The following is a 13,472-nucleotide window of genomic DNA, read 5'->3' on the forward strand; positions in this document are numbered from 1 at the left end:
GGGGCCCCGCCCGGCCGGGGCCGCGTGGCGGGTCCCGCCGGTTCGGCTCCGCCCGGCACACGGCGGTCGGCCGGAGCAGGGCCATCGCGTACGGCCCCGCCCCGGCGGGAGGGTCACGTCACCGGTTCGGCGAGCCCTGCGTGGCGGGCCGGCGGGGTGTGGGTCCCGGTGATGGACAGGGAGCCCGTGGTGGAGCGGACCGGTTCGGGGGTCCAGCGCTGGTTCACCGTGCGGTCGCGTACCTTGACGACGATGTCGGCGTTCGCGTCAGGGGTCGCCGGGGTGAGGGCCAGCTGGACGTCCCAGCGGGGCACCAACTCGCCCTGCACGGTGAGGTCGTAGCGCACGTCGGCGCCCCGCCGGTCGCCCGCGTCGGGGCAGGTGCCGAGGACGACGACACCGGCGTCCTTGTGCGAGTCCAGGCACAGACCGGGGTCGGCCACGCTGCGCAGCAGCCCGTCCTCCTCGTAGGTCCACTGCTGGGTCCAGGCCGAGGTGCAGTCCGCCAGCCGGGTCCCGGAGCCGTCCTGGGGCTCGCCCCGGGTGTCGAGGCAGAGGCCGGAGGCGATGTTGCGCAACCGTGTCCGCTCCGGTGCCGTGGGGAGCCCCGCGGCACCGGGCGGGGACGCGGACGGTACGGCCGCGCGCCCTCCCGCCGCGGTGGTGCCCGTCGGGTCGGTGGCACCGCCGTCCGGAGTGGAGGACCCGGCGATGAGCACGCTCACCAGCACCCCGGCGGACACCGCGCCGATACCGGTCAGCAGGGTCCTGGTGGAGCGCACCGGGTCCGGAAGGGTGAGGCCCGAAAAGCGTGCGGGGACCGGGATCCGTGACAGCACCCGGTGCCGGCCGCCGCCGGACCGACCGTCGCCGCCCTGGCGCCGGCGTCGGGCCGCACGCCCCCCGCGCGGCCCGACGCTCGCACGCCCCGGGCGTGAGTCGACATAGCGCCGCGCGCCCCACCCGAGCACCGCTTCGGCGATCAGCGGGCCCAGGCCGCCCTCGAAGTGGCTGAGTTGCTCGGCCGCGTTCCGGCAGAAGCGGCACTCCGCGAGATGTTGCCGTACGTCCGGCAACAGGGCTCCACCCCGCCGGATCGGGACGTCGAGCAGACGGTTGTAGAAGCGGCAGTCCTTGGTCGGTGCCAGTTCCTGATGAGCGTGGACACAACCCTGACGGAATTTGTCCCGCGCTTGTTCGAGTGCGCCCGCCGCGATGTCGGGGTCGATGCCCAGCAGACCGGCCGGTACGGAAATCGGCTCAGCCTCGACCTCGGCATGCCAGAGCAAACAGCGCGTACGCGCCGGCAGCGCCCGGAATGCCCGCTGGGCGAGTGTCCGGTTTTCCGGAGTCATGGTCGTGGCCGCGCGCATGCCGCGTCCGCCCGCCGGTTTCTGCAACTCCGGCATAACTCCGGCTATTCGATCGTCCGCGGCCCACTCCCGGACCGTGTCCCGCACGCCCACCAGCAGCATCGGCCGGAGTACGACGGCGGATTCGCCGACGGCGACCCGGTCCAGCACCCGGTGCAGGGCGGCCGCGGTGACCGTGGCGGCGAGCTGCCCCGACGTGGCCAGGCAGATGGCCGCGTACTCGTGCATCGACTGCCAGTGCCGTGCCGTGAGCAGCGCGACGGAGTAGCCGGCCTCGCCGTCCGGACGGCCCCGCAACCGGACGGCGAGAAACTCGTCGGATTCCCCCGGGTCCCCGCCGGGCGGCGGGTACGGAGGTCGAGGGGGGTGGGGGGTGTGCACTGAGATGATTCCTTCCCACAGCGCATGTGACATTCGAGGGTTTCCGTCACCGAAAAGGAGCCCTGTCGGTGCATACCTTTTTGGCGGGGAACGGGGGGTGCGAATTCACCAGCGGTGAATCGGACCCGGTGCGTCAACTCGTGTGCGGCCCCGGCCTTTACCCCCCGCACGGGTGGCTCACTCTCGCACAACCGGCGCTCGGCCAACAAGGCGGCCGGTCAACCCGGGTCGCGTTGACAAAAAGTCAGAAAGGAAGCGCCGTCCGGGGTGGTCGCCCCGCCTTTCGACGGGGGTTTTCCCGGGTTCACCTCCGGGCCCGGACACCCCGCGCCCGGTTCAGATCCGCCAGGACCGCAGCCGGTCGGCGGCGGCGTAGACATCCGCCTCGCCGGAGATCAGGGCGCGCGCCAGATCGACCAGGGCGCCGTAGGGCGGGTCGATGCCGGCCCCGCTGACGAACATGTAGGCGACGGCGGTGGCGCAGGCGAACCGGGCGTTGGCCGACGGCAGCGGACGGAGCACCACGAGGGTGTGCAGCAGAGCCGCGGCCCGCCAGGCGGGATCGGAGTCGACGCCCGGCCGGGGCGGGTCGACGCGATGGCGGGCCACGGCCGCGACCAGGGCGGAGAAGTCGTTGACGGTGGGCTGCTCCGGGAGGACCTCCTCGTGCCGCTGGAGCAGCCAGGGCACGTCGATGTGGAGCACGGGTGCCATCGGTCAGGCGGCCCGTCCGGTGCCGTCGGCGGGAGGTTCGTCGTCGGGGAAGGCGGCGGCGAACTCGTCGGCGTGGGAGGCGAAGAACCGGCGGAATGCCTCGGCACCCTCCTGGAGGGCGCGGTGGCGGGCTATGTCCGCGGCGGCCGCCTCCCGTACGAGCGCCTTCATGGACGTACCACGTTCCTTGGCGATCTGCCGCAGGTCCTCGAGCTCGCGCTCGCTGAACTCCACGTTGAGAGCTGGCATGCCCTCACGGTACCGCTCGGGTACTGAATCGTAAATACACGCAGGTCAACCGATATGAGCAGGGGTACCGAAAGGGCCGGTGACCGTGCGGTCACCGGCCCTTTCGCCCAGGGTCAGCCCTGGTCGGCCACGAAGGAGGCCATGCGGGTCAGCGCCGCGTTCCAGTTGATGGTGTGTTCATTGGTGGACCAGGACTGGATGTCGTCGATGTAGCAGAACTGGCCGACGCAGCCCTGGAGTTTCGACTGGGCGAACGGGTCCTGGATGCTGGAGTTGGGTCCGCCGGAGAGTGTTCCGGCGGGCGGGTCGGGCAGGTTCGGGTCGAGCTGGTTCGCGTACCAGCGGCTGTGCTGACGGTGCGCGTTGACCTCGCCGTAGCCGGTGACGTACGAGATGTTCAGGGCGTTGCGGCCCAGGATGTAGTCCATGCTCTGCAGTGCGCCGTCCCGGTACTTCGCGGCGCCGGTGAGGTCGTAGGCGGTGGCGAGGACGACCGCGTTGTTGAGGACCTGATGGCTGGAGCCCCAGTCGTAGACGTTGCCGTCCGGCGCGTACGGCATGCCGTACGGGTGGGCCTTCAGCGTGGCCAGATAGCCGTCGGCGCCCTGGACGACGGAGCGGCGGACCTTGTCCCGGCCGGGGAGCCGGCTGGGCACGGTGGCGAGGTCGAGCCGGCCGGCCGCGGCGGTGCGGGCCCAGTCGAAGCCGAGCGGGCCGAAGATGTCGGCGGTGTGCACCGGGGAGTTCAGCACGTACTCCTTGAACTCATGCTCTCCGGTGGTGAGGTACAGCTCGGCGGCCGCCCAGTAGAACTCGTCGGCCACGGTGGCGTCGTTGTAGGCACCGCCGCCGATGCCGTCGTTCGGGTCGGCGAGCAGGTCCGGGTGGGCGAGGGCCGCCGTCCAGGCCTTGCGGGCCGCCGCCAGCGCGGTGGCCGCGAACTCCTTGTCGTAGGGGCGGTACAGCCGGGCCGCCTGGGCGGCCGTGGCCGCGAGGTTGAGGGTGGCGGCGGTGCTCGGCGCGTGCAGTTCGCGCTTCTGCGGGTCGGCGCCGGGCAGCAGCGGCAGCCCGGTCCACTGCTCGTCGTGGATCTTGTGGTGGGCCATGCCGGCCAGCGGTTCGCCCTCGGGGACCTGCATCTTCAGCAGGAACTCCAGCTCCCAGCGGGCCTCGTCGAGGATGTCGGGAACCTTGTTGCCGCTCTCCGGGATGTCCAGCGTGCCGTCGCCGAGCCTGTCCGCCTCGCCGGTGCGGGCGTGCCGCGCGCGTTCGTAGGTGCTGAGCACCTCCCAGGTGCTGATGCCGCCGTTGACGACGTACTTGCCGTGGTCGCCGGCGTCGTACCAGCCGCCGGTGACGTCGAGGGTGTAGTCGCAGACCCCGGGCCGGCAGGGCACCGCGCCGTCGCCCTGGTTGGGGGCGACGTCCACGTGCCCGGCCGGGCGGGCGTAGCCGGGGCGCAGGTCGTCGCGGATCTCGATGCCGCTGCGCTGGGTGTAGTAGTACTTCGCCGAGTCCAGCCGCAGCCGCTCGTAGGCGCCGGTGCCGATGTCGAAGGGCCGGCTGGTCTCGCCGTCCACGACGAGGGTGTAGCCGGTGCCGCGCCCCCGGTGTCCGCCGAAGTCGACGGAGTGGACGTTCTGCCCGGAGGAGCCGTCCACGCCGCGCGGTAGGGTCCAGCCCTTCCGCACGACACGGCCGGCGTCGTCCTTGAGCTGCCAGGGCAGCCGCTGGGTGGCGTCGGTGACCAGGGTGGCGTTCTTCGGCCCGGCGGGCAGATAACCGACCTGGTTGACGCGGACGCGGGGCCCGGTGTCGGGCTCGTACGGCTCGGGGGCGACCCCGCCGAGCAGGGACACGTCGTCCACGCAGAACCGCCAGGGGTCGGCGCTCCCGCCGAGCTGGAAGCCGACCTGTCCCCGCGCGGTGTCCACGGGCGAGGTGAAGGTGTACGAGTAGCTGTCCCCGGAGACGCTGACCTGCGGGGACACCTCGTAGTAGGTGTCGTACGGCTCCACTTGGAGGCCGACGATCGCCCGTACGACATGGCCCGCGGGGGAGCCGGCGGCGCTGAAGGAGAAGCGGTACGTCTCGCCCTTCACCAGGGTGATGTCGTTCTGGCCGACGGCCGCGTCCCAGCGGTTGGCGGTGCCGCCGGGGACGTCGGCGCACAGGCGGCCGTCGGACGGGCCCGCGGTGACGCCGGCGGAGGCCCACCAGGGGTCGGTGCCGTTGTCGAAGGTGCCGTTGCGGACCTGCTCGACCTCGTCCGCCCCGGCCGGGGTGGCGGGCAACGCGGTGAGCGCGGTCGCCAGCAGTCCGGTCAGGGACAGCAGAGCGGCGGTTCTGCGTCTGTTCACGTCTGGGCTCCTCTTGGGGAGGTGCGGGGGTATGAGCGCGTTTTTGGGAGCGCTCCCATCTCCGTACGCGGACCATGGTTGTGGCAGGTGTGACACTCCGTCAACGGTTGGGACAGGACTGGTGTGGGTCACCCCGAGCGGAGGTTCGCAGTCCGCGTGGGGCGCGGACCCACTAGGCTGGAACTCAGGCGATGCACCGGTTCACGGTGAGTGTGCGCGATGGAGTGGCGACGATGAGGCCGGACGACCCGTTCGACGATGCCGTGACGGCCCGGGCCGTCATCGCCGCCGACGGCACGCTCGCGCGGTGGAGCGAGGGTGCGCGACTGCTGCTGGGACACAGGGCCGAGGAGGTCGTCGGCCGGCCGGCCGCCGATCTGCTCGCCGGCGTCCAGGGCCCGTCGCGGCCGCCCGTCGCCCGCTGGAGCGGCACGCTCGCGCTGCGGCACCGTGACGGCGGCACCGTCACGGTGTGGGTGCTCGCGCACCACCGGGAGCCGGCGGGCGGCGGCCCCGGCGAGTGGCTCGCCGTCACCCCGTTGGAGGACACCGACCAGGAACTCCCCGACGACCCGCTGGTCCGCACCGCCGTGTTCCAGTCGCCCTGCGCCACGATGGTCTTCGACGAGGAGCTGCGGCTGCGCGGGGTCAACGACGCCATGGCGCACCTGCTCGCGCTGCCGGCTTCCCATCTGCGCGGACTGCGGCCCACGGACATCGGCGGCCGGCCACAGCACACCGAGCTCGAGCGGCAGTTGCGGCAGGCGCTGCGTACCGGCCGGCCGCACGAGATGCAGACGCACATGAAGGCCACCAGCGAGAGCCGCGCGCACGCCTGGCTGGCCCGGCTCGCCCCGCTCACCGACGAGTCGGGGCGGGCGCGGGGCGTGTGCGTGACGGCCCACGACTTCACCGAGCAGTACCGGGCCCGGGAGCGGCTGCAGCTGGTCAACGAGGCCAGCATCCGGATCGGCACCACCCTGGACATCACCCGGACGGCGCAGGAACTGGCCGAGGTGTGTGTGCCCGCGCTCGCCGACTTCGTCAGCGTGGACCTGCTGGAGCCCGAGGAGCCCGGCGGTGAGCCCACCGGCCCGCTGACCGCACCGGTTTCGCTGCGCCGGGTCGCCCATCAGTCGCTCACACCGGGCAACCCCGAGGCGGTCGCCCGGATGGGCGAGCTGGTCGTGTATCCGGCCGCCGCGCCCCAGGCCGACTCCCTGCTCGCGGGGCACAGCGTCGTGGCGTCGGTGCCCTCCGGTGATCTCGACCCCTGGCTCGAGGTGGACGCACCGCGCGCCCGTCAGGTCCGGGAGTACGGCGTCCACTCCATGCTGTCCGTGCCGCTCCAGGCGCGCGGTACGACCCTCGGGGTGGCCGCCTTCACCCGCTACGCCCGCCCGGAGTCGTTCACCCACGACGATGTGCTGCTGGCCGAGGAGGTGACCGCGCGCGCCGCCGTGTGCATCGACAACGCCCGCCGCTACTCCCGTGAGCGGGAGACCACCCTGGCGCTGCAGCGCAGCCTGCTCCCCCGCACGCTGCCGCGCACGGCCGCCGTGGAGGCGGCCACCCGCTACCTGCCGGCCGCGCGCTCCGGCGTGGGCGGCGACTGGTTCGACGTGATCCCGCTGTCGGGGATGCGGGTGGCCATGGTGGTCGGGGAGGTCGTCGGGCACGGTATCCAGGCGTCGGCGACCATGGGCCGGCTGCGTACGGCGGTGCGCACCCTCGCCGACATCGACCTCGCGCCCGACGAACTGCTCACCCACCTCGACGACCTGGTGCTCCATCTGTCGCACGAGTCGGGCGACGAACCCGGCTCGGGCGAGGTCGGCGCGACCTGTCTGTACGCGGTGTACGACCCGGTGTCGCGGCGCTGCACCCTGTCGCGGGCGGGGCATCCCCCGCCGGTGCTGATCGCGCCGGGCGGCCCGGCCCAGCATCTGGAACTGCCCTCCGGGCCGCCGCTGGGCATGGGCGGGCTGCCGTTCGAGTCGGCCGAGCTGGAACTGCCCGACGAATCGGTGCTGGCGTTCTACACCGACGGTCTGGTGGAGTCCCGGGGGCGGGACACGGAGGCCGGTCACGCGTTGCTCCGGGAGGCGCTGTCCAGCGCCTCCGGCCCGCTCGACGAGACCTGCGACCGGGTACTGAACACGGTGCTGTCGCCGGGCGGTGCGACGGACGACGTGGCCCTGCTGCTGGCCCGTACCCACGGACTGCCGACCGCGCAGGTCGCCACCTGGGACATCCCCGCCGATCCGGCGCTGGTCGCGCCCATCCGCAAGCAGGTCCTCGACCAGTTGGGCACCTGGGCGCTGACCGAGGCGTCGTTCACCGCGGAGCTGGTGGTGAGCGAGCTGGTCACCAACGCCATCCGGTACGGCGCCCAGCCCATCAGGCTGCGGCTGATCCACGACGCCTCGACGCTGATCTGCGAGGTGTCCGACACCAGCCACACGGCGCCGCATCTGCGCCGGGCGAAGACCTGGGACGAGGGCGGCCGGGGGCTGCTGCTGGTCGCCCAGCTGACCCAGCGCTGGGGCAGCAGGCACACCGCCGACGGCAAGACCATCTGGGCGGAACTGGCCCTGGTGGACGAGATGTGACGGGGGGACGGTCGATGGCGAACGGGTCACGGCGGGTGGGCGCGGCGGTGGTGCTGCTGGGCGCGCTGGTCTCCTGCGGCAGCGGGAGCGGTACGGCCGGCCCCGCGGCCCCCGAGCCCTCCGCGCGTACGGCGGAGACCCGCTCCACGTCACCGGTCCGGCTCACGGACGCCCCGGTCCCCCGGTGCCGTACCGCAGGTCTGAGCGCCGCCGTCGGCCGGATGGACCCGGGGGCGGGCCAGCGCAACTTCCCCGTCGTGCTGACGAACGTGTCGTCCCGCACCTGCACGCTGTACGGCTATCCGGGCGCCGCCTTCGTGGACGCGGCCGGCGGGCAGCTGGGCCGGGACCCGAAGCGCACCCCCGGCGACCCGGTGACCGTCACGCTGGCGCCCGGCGCCAGTGCCTGGGCGGGGCTGCGTTACTCCAGCCCCGGTGTGAGCGGCGCCCGTACGGCCACCCCTGCGGCGCTCCTCGTCACCCCGCCGGACGAACACGACCCCCTGAAGGTGCCGTGGAGGGCCGGCGCGGTCCCGGTGTCCGGCAACGCGTCCTCGGTGTTCCTCACGACGCTGGAGCCGGGCACCGGACCGTAGGGGCCTCGCTCAGTGGCCCGCGACCGGGTGCGGGGCGTAGGGCTGCCGAAGTTCCTCGAGTTCCGTGTCGGTCAGTCCGAGTTCCACGGCGGCCACGGCGTCCTCGATGTGGTGCGGCCTGGCCGCGCCGATGATGGGCGCGGTGACGGTCTCCTGGTGCAGCAGCCAGGCGAGGGCGATCCGGGCGCGCGGGACGCCGCGGCGTTCGGCGATCCGGGTGACCGCCTCGACGACGGCACGGTCCCCCTCCTGGTAGAGGGTGCCGCCGAACACGTCGGTGGCGCTGCGGCCGGTGGTGGCGTCCCAGTCCCGGGTGAGCCGGCCCCGGGCGAGCGGGCTCCAGGGCAGGACGCCCACGCCCTGGTCGGCGCAGAGCGGCAGCATCTCGCGCTCCTCCTCGCGGTAGAGGAGGTTGTAGTGGTTCTGCATGGACACGAACCGGGTCCAGCCGTGCAGCTCCGCCGTGTACTGGGCCTTGGAGAACTGCCAGGCGTACATCGAACTGGCCCCGATGTAGCGCACCTTGCCCGCCTTGACGACGTCGTGCAGCGCCTCCATCGTCTCCTCGACGGGGGTGTGCGGGTCCCAGCGGTGGATCTGGTAGAGGTCGATGTGGTCGGTGCCGAGGCGGGTCAGGCTGTGGTCCAGCTCGGTCATGATCGCCTTGCGGGACAGGCCGCCGCCGTTGGGTCCGGGCCTCATCCGGCCGTGCACCTTCGTGGCGAGCACGTAGTCGTCCCGGCCGGCGAAGTCGCGCAGGGCCCGGCCGACGATCTCCTCGCTGGTGCCGTCGGAGTACACGTTCGCGGTGTCGAAGAAGGTGATGCCCGCCTCCAGCGCCTGCCGGATCAGCGGGCGGGACGCCTCCTCGTCGAGGGTCCACTCGTGGTTGCCGCGGTCGGGCACGCCGTAGGTCATGCACCCGAGGCAGATCCGAGACACGTCCAGGCCCGTCGAACCGAGCTTCACGTACTGCATCGTTGCTGCTCCTGTCTGCGGGAGGGTCGCTGCCAGAGGGAGCGTACGTGTTGGCGCGCACTCGAAGGGGGTGCCGGGTGCCGGATCGCGTGGGCGGGAAAACCGATTGCCCCTACGGGACTCGCGGCGCCATGATCCGGCCATGTCCACGAACGCCTTGCCGCTGCCGCCGTCCGCCGCCGCTTCTGTGGCCGGGCGACAGCAGCGGTGCGGCCGATGGGGAGGTCCGACTCCGCCGCGCTGGTGACGGCCGCGCTGCTCGCGGGACTGCTCGCCGGTTACGGCATCGCGGTTCCCGTGGGCGCGGTCGGGGCGTATCTGGTCTCCCTCACCGCCCGTACCGGCCTGCGTACCGGAGTCTGCGCGGCCCTCGGTGTCGCGACGGCCGACGGGCTGTACGCGCTCGCGGCCACGGCCGGCGGTACGGCCCTCGCGTCGGCGCTGCGGCCGGTGCTGGGGCCGATGCGGTGGGTCTGTGTGCTGGTGCTGCTCGCGCTGGCGGTGTGGGGCGTGGCGGGTGCGGTACGTCGCTACCGTGGGGGGCTGACTGCCGCCGGGCCCGGGGCCGCTCCCCCGGGCGCCGCGCGCGCGTTCCTGTCGCTGCTCGGGATCACGCTGCTCAACCCGACCACGGTGATCTACTTCGCGGCGCTCGTGCTCGGCTCCGGTGGTGGTGGGGCGGCCGGGCCGGTGGAGCGGACGGTGTTCGTGGCGGCGGCGTTCGCCGCGTCGGCCAGCTGGCAGGTGCTGCTGGCGGGCGGCGGTGCGCTGCTGGGCCGGGTGCTGACGGGGCGGCGGGGGCGGCTGGTCACGGGGCTTGTGGCGGCCGGGGTGATGGCCGCGCTCGCGGGGCGGATGGCCGTGACGCCCGTGTGACCGGCCCGGAAGCCATGTCTCCTGCGAGGCGGGTACGGGCCCGAGCACCGGTGCCGGTGCTCGGGGGCCTGGCCGGGTGTCACTTGCCCGCGTTGGCGAGGTGCCGCCGCGCCCACCCGTGCCGCCATGGCGGCACCATTGCCCGCGGTGTTCGCCGGCACCGGGGCCCGCGGCTGTGTGGTGGGGTCGAGGGGCATGCGTGAAGTGGGGGGAAACGGGCACACGTGGGTCAGGCCCCGCCCCGTTCCCCCGTCGCGGCGGGGCTCTCCCATGCCTCCCGGGCCTCCGGGTCGCCGCGTTCGGTGACGTCGAGGAAGATCTGTCCCGCCTCGGGTACCTCACGGGCGATGGACCGTTTGATGCGTACGGCGACCTCCTCGACCCGCTCGCTGTCCATGCCGGGCACCAGGTCGACGCGGGCCGCCACCAGGGCGGTGTCCATGCCGGTCTTCATCGTGAAGAGCGCCTCCACGCTGTCGATCTCGGGCTGCTCGGCCAGCAGCTCCCGGATCCGGTCGCTCGCCTCCGGGTCCGCGGCCTCGCCGATCAGCTGGTCGCGGGCGTCGCGGCCCAGCCGGTAGGCGACGTAGACCAGCAGTGTGCCGATGGCGAGTGAGGCGGACGCCTCCCACACCACGTCACCGGTGACCATGTGCAGGGCCATGCCCGCCATGGCGAGGGTGACGCCCAGGACCGCGGTGCCGTCCTCGGCGACCACCGTGCGCAGCGCCGGGTCGCGCAGGTCGCGGACCCGGCCGCCCTGTTCGCGTACCTGGTACAGGGCCCGCAGCAGGGAACCGCCCTCGGCGAGCAGGGCGACGGCGAGCACGATCAGCCCGGCCACATAGCCGCTCCGGGTCTCGTCGGCACCGTTCCTGAGGGCCTCGACGCCCTGGAAGAAGCTGAAGCAGCCGCCCATCACGAAGATGCCGACGGCGGCGAGCAGCGACCAGAAGAACCGCTCCTTTCCGTAGCCGAAGGGGTGACGCCGGTCGGCGGGGCGGCGGCTGCGGCGCAGCGCGGCCAGCAGGAACACCTCGTTCAGGCTGTCGGCCACCGAGTGCGCCGCCTCCGACAGCAGCGCGGGTGAGGCCGCGAGGAGTCCGCCTACGGCCTTGGCCGCGGCGATCACCAGATTGGCTGCGAGTGCCACCAGCACGGTGACGCGGGTTCTGCGATCCGATCGTGTACTCACCGGGGCCGATTGCCCCGGTCGGCCTAGGTCACACCGTGCCGGGGGCGGAAAACGGGGAACGCGGTCACAGGGACGTTCCGGCCGGCGGGAAGGAGATCATCATGGGTGGCCGCGACGACGGGGGCGGCGGCGGCAACAGCGCTTACGGCAGGAAGCGGTTCAAGCGGTCGAGGGCGCACTTCGCGGACCGGATCACCGCGGACGGGCGCGACGGGTGGCCGGTGGAGGCCGGGCGCTACCGGCTCGTGGTGAGCCGTGCCTGCCCGTGGGCGAGCCGGGCGCTGGTGTCCCGGCGGCTGCTGGGGCTGGAGGACGCGCTGTCCCTGGCCGTCGCGGACCCGGTCCAGGACGACCGCAGCTGGCGGTTCACCCTGGACCCGGACGGCCGTGACCCGGTGCTCGGCATCCGGTATCTGAGCGAGGCGTACGACCGGCGGGAGGCGGACCACCCGGGCGGGGTGAGTGTCCCGGCGGTCGTGGACGTGCCCAGCGGGAGACTGGTGACCAACGACTACCAGCGGATCACCCTGGACCTCGCCACGGAGTGGACCGCGCTGCACCGGGAGGGTGCGCCCGACCTGTATCCGCGGGCGCGGCGCGACGAGATCGACGCGCTGATGGAGGACGTCTTCCAGGACGTGAACAACGGTGTCTACCGGGCGGGCTTCGCCACCGGCCAGGAGGAGTACGAGGCCGCGTACGCGGCGCTGTTCCGCCGGCTGGAACTGCTGGAGCGGCGGCTGGAGGGGCAGCGGTACCTGGTCGGCGACACCATCACCGAGGCGGACATCCGGCTGTTCACCACGTTGGTGCGGTTCGACGCGGTGTACCACGGTCACTTCAAGTGCAACCGGTGGAAGCTGGCCGAGAACCGGGTGCTGTGGGCGTACGTCCGTGATCTGTACCAGACGCCGGGTTTCGGCGACACGGTGGACTTCGACCACATCAAGCGCCACTACTACCAGGTCCACACCGGTATCAACCCGTCCGGCATCGTGCCCCTCGGTCCCGGCCTTTCCGGCTGGACGACGCCCCACCACCGGGAGGAGCTGGGCGGCCGGCCGTTCGGGGACGGCACCCCGCCACGGCCGGCGCCGGCCGCCGAGGAGGTGCCGGCGCGGGGCCGCCCCTGAGCCGCCCGGCCCCTGACGATCCATCCACCACGCGACGACGAAGCGACCCTAGGAGATCCCCGTGGCGAAGAAGGACAAGAAGGCGAAGAAGAAGCTGCCGATGGCGTACAAGCCCCTGGGCTTCGCGCTGAGCTGGACGAGCGGCACCGTGGCGAAGATGGCGTTCCAGAAGACCTGGAAGCTGATCCGGCACGAGGACGACGCGCCGGACGCGCTGGACCGCGACCGCCGCTGGGGGGAGATCCTGCTGGCCGCGGCGATCCAGGGCGCCATCTTCGCGGTGGTGCGCAGTGCCGTGGACCGGGCCGGCGCCAGGGCCGTCGAACGCCACACGGGCAGCTGGCCCGTCCAGGAGCCGGGCGGCCGCGACTGACCCGGCCGTACGGTCGGCCCACCGTCTCCCCATGACGGTGGGTCAGCCCTGTTTGGGTGCCGTCGACGTGCCCCGGCGGACGGTGAAGGAGTGGCCCGCGGGGTCGGCGTAGCCGCGTTCCTCGGTGGGCCCCGTCGCGTCACCCGTCTCCATGGGCCGGCCGCCGAGGCCCACGATCAGGCGTTCCACCGCGTCCAGGTCGTCGACGACGAACTCCAGGTGGGCCTGGAGGGAGTTCTCCGGACGGGGCCAGCTGGGGGCGGTCGCGTTGACGTCGCGACGCAGCGCCAGGCGGAAGCCGTCGGCGGCCCGGATCTCCACCCGGTTGACATGGGCGTCGAGGTCCTCCGCGTCCAGCAACTCCTTGTAGAACTCGGCGAGTTTCTCGGGCTCGGCACAGTCGAGCACCACGACGCCGGCCGTCACCAGGCTCATGTCTTCTCCATGGGGTCCGTGGCGCGGGGCGCTCCTGCCCCGGCCTGTGGAGAACACCTGTCCCGGCTCGGCGGATTCAGTCGCGGCCGGACCGGGGGATGGGGTTCGGCCACTGCCGGAGGTGAGGATTCCGTCACACTCCGGAGAGGGCCCGGGGGACCGACCGACCGGTTCGGAAGAACTCGGTCGCAAATCGA

12 protein-coding genes are annotated in these 13,472 nt (G+C 72.8%); 5 read left to right on the top strand and 7 right to left on the bottom strand.

Annotation, left to right across the window (positions count from 1 at the left end; translation table 11 throughout):
- Positions 1-113: 113 nt before the first annotated feature.
- The 4 genes from ACGFR9_RS26780 to ACGFR9_RS26795 all read right to left on the bottom strand — a co-directional run bounded on the left by ACGFR9_RS26780 (position 114) and on the right by ACGFR9_RS26795 (position 5,077).
- The gene (locus ACGFR9_RS26780; protein WP_393212918.1) at positions 114-1,754 is read right to left on the bottom strand and encodes an RICIN domain-containing protein; all 1,641 of its coding nucleotides are present in this window, start codon (positions 1,752-1,754) and stop codon (positions 114-116) included.
- Positions 1,755-2,090: 336 nt separating this feature from the next.
- On the bottom strand, positions 2,091-2,468 hold the full coding sequence (locus tag ACGFR9_RS26785) for a toxin Doc (RefSeq protein ID WP_393212920.1): 378 nt from the start codon (positions 2,466-2,468) through the stop codon (positions 2,091-2,093).
- Positions 2,469-2,471: 3 nt separating this feature from the next.
- Positions 2,472-2,717 carry a hypothetical protein gene (locus tag ACGFR9_RS26790; protein ID WP_393212922.1) on the bottom strand — a complete coding sequence of 82 codons (246 nt, stop codon included), beginning with the start codon at positions 2,715-2,717 and terminating at the stop codon, positions 2,472-2,474.
- Positions 2,718-2,830: 113 nt separating this feature from the next.
- Positions 2,831-5,077, bottom strand: a complete 2,247-nt coding sequence (locus ACGFR9_RS26795) for a glycoside hydrolase family 9 protein (protein ID WP_393212924.1) — start codon at positions 5,075-5,077, stop codon at positions 2,831-2,833.
- 233 nt (positions 5,078-5,310) lie between these two features.
- Here ACGFR9_RS26795 and ACGFR9_RS26800 point away from each other — a divergent pair, with 233 nt between their 5' ends.
- Together ACGFR9_RS26800 and ACGFR9_RS26805 are read left to right on the top strand one after the other, a co-directional pair.
- Positions 5,311-7,689 (top strand): SpoIIE family protein phosphatase, encoded by a 2,379-nt coding sequence (locus tag ACGFR9_RS26800; RefSeq protein ID WP_393212926.1) that lies wholly within the window; start codon positions 5,311-5,313, stop codon positions 7,687-7,689.
- Positions 7,690-7,703: 14 nt separating this feature from the next.
- Positions 7,704-8,285 carry a DUF4232 domain-containing protein gene (locus ACGFR9_RS26805; protein ID WP_393212928.1) on the top strand — a complete coding sequence of 194 codons (582 nt, stop codon included), beginning with the start codon at positions 7,704-7,706 and terminating at the stop codon, positions 8,283-8,285.
- 9 nt (positions 8,286-8,294) lie between these two features.
- Here the strand turns inward: ACGFR9_RS26805 and ACGFR9_RS26810 are convergent, their stop codons facing one another.
- Complete coding sequence (locus ACGFR9_RS26810) at positions 8,295-9,263, bottom strand: aldo/keto reductase (RefSeq protein WP_393212930.1); 969 nt, start codon at positions 9,261-9,263, stop codon at positions 8,295-8,297.
- 243 nt (positions 9,264-9,506) lie between these two features.
- Between ACGFR9_RS26810 and ACGFR9_RS26815 the strand changes: the two genes are divergently transcribed.
- Entirely contained in the window at positions 9,507-10,139 is a 633-nt protein-coding gene (locus ACGFR9_RS26815; protein WP_393213137.1) for a LysE family transporter, read from the top strand.
- A 229-nt stretch (positions 10,140-10,368) separates the two neighbouring features.
- Here the strand turns inward: ACGFR9_RS26815 and ACGFR9_RS26820 are convergent, their stop codons facing one another.
- Positions 10,369-11,334, bottom strand: coding sequence for a cation diffusion facilitator family transporter (locus ACGFR9_RS26820; RefSeq protein WP_393212932.1), 966 nt, complete (start codon positions 11,332-11,334; stop codon positions 10,369-10,371).
- Positions 11,335-11,435: 101 nt separating this feature from the next.
- Here ACGFR9_RS26820 and ACGFR9_RS26825 point away from each other — a divergent pair, with 101 nt between their 5' ends.
- Positions 11,436-12,467 (top strand): glutathione S-transferase family protein, encoded by a 1,032-nt coding sequence (locus ACGFR9_RS26825; RefSeq protein WP_393212934.1) that lies wholly within the window; start codon positions 11,436-11,438, stop codon positions 12,465-12,467.
- 61 nt (positions 12,468-12,528) lie between these two features.
- Positions 12,529-12,840, top strand: a complete 312-nt coding sequence (locus ACGFR9_RS26830) for a DUF4235 domain-containing protein (RefSeq protein ID WP_393212936.1) — start codon at positions 12,529-12,531, stop codon at positions 12,838-12,840.
- Between the two features lie 42 nt (positions 12,841-12,882).
- On the opposite strand, the gene ACGFR9_RS26835 is transcribed toward ACGFR9_RS26830, so the two are convergent.
- The gene (locus tag ACGFR9_RS26835; protein ID WP_393212938.1) at positions 12,883-13,275 is read right to left on the bottom strand and encodes a VOC family protein; all 393 of its coding nucleotides are present in this window, start codon (positions 13,273-13,275) and stop codon (positions 12,883-12,885) included.
- Between the last annotated feature and the right edge of the window lie 197 nt (positions 13,276-13,472).

Origin of the sequence: Streptomyces sp. NPDC048584, assembly GCF_043199595.1 — a bacterium.
Classification (GTDB): Bacteria; Actinomycetota; Actinomycetes; order Streptomycetales; family Streptomycetaceae; genus Streptomyces; species Streptomyces edwardsiae.